Annotated in this window: 1 protein-coding gene; it reads right to left on the bottom strand. The window is 35.7% G+C overall.

Going from position 1 to position 754, the window contains the following annotated elements; translation table 11 throughout:
- On the bottom strand, positions 1 to 718 hold a 718-nt coding region (locus tag G6Q48_RS21955), incomplete at its 3' end, for a hypothetical protein (RefSeq protein WP_207393069.1).
- Positions 719 to 754 lie beyond the last annotated feature (36 nt).

Raw genomic sequence — 754 nt, 5'->3', positions numbered from 1 at the left:
ATCCCCTGGGCGAAATGCGCCTGGTAAGCAGAGTTTTTGAAATGTAAGGCCTTTGAATAAGACAAAAGGCTGCCTCATCGCTAACTTTGCAACAGTGCCAGGTTAAATCATACTTTAACTGCTTCATTTGAAGCTTAATATTTGGATATAAAGCAATAGGTTCTTTAAATACATAGTAAATATGGAGACCTGTACCACTCATTACAATAAAAGTCGGCTGAGGAAGCGTTCTTAGCCCTGGCTTTTTTCCTATTCTTGAAAAGAAATTAATTAACTCATTTTTACCTACTGCATCAAGGTCAAACACCAAAGCATTCATCTGTTGAGAATACTCTAAGCGATTTATACGACCTCTATAAGCTAAACCTGAACATAAAGTCATAGGATTATCCTCTACAAAATCTCTATAGTCTTCTTCCCAGGTATCATTAAGCATTATTCTTCTTCTTAACTTCCTTTCTGTGCCTTCATCTTTAGGATCCTTATATAAATAAATAGCATTAGGTTTAGAATAATCTCCCGACATTTCTCCTTCATCTTGATTATTAGGAAATATATATTTATAAAATTCTTCCCCTTCTATTTCTTGGTAATGAAAAGCTAATAGCTCTTCTACTTCCCTATAATTCTTCTTCTTATTCTTTATATTATTACTGGCACTGTTGCAAATAGTCGGTGGTGATAAACTTATCATCCCCTTTTGCTGATGGAGCTGCACATGAACCCATTCAAAGGCCGGCATTTTCAGCGTGAC

Source organism: Providencia sp. M-27 (genome assembly GCF_011077905.1).
Taxonomy (GTDB): Bacteria; Pseudomonadota; Gammaproteobacteria; order Enterobacterales; family Enterobacteriaceae; genus Providencia; species Providencia huaxiensis.
This window is presented reverse-complemented; position numbering and strand designations above follow the sequence as displayed.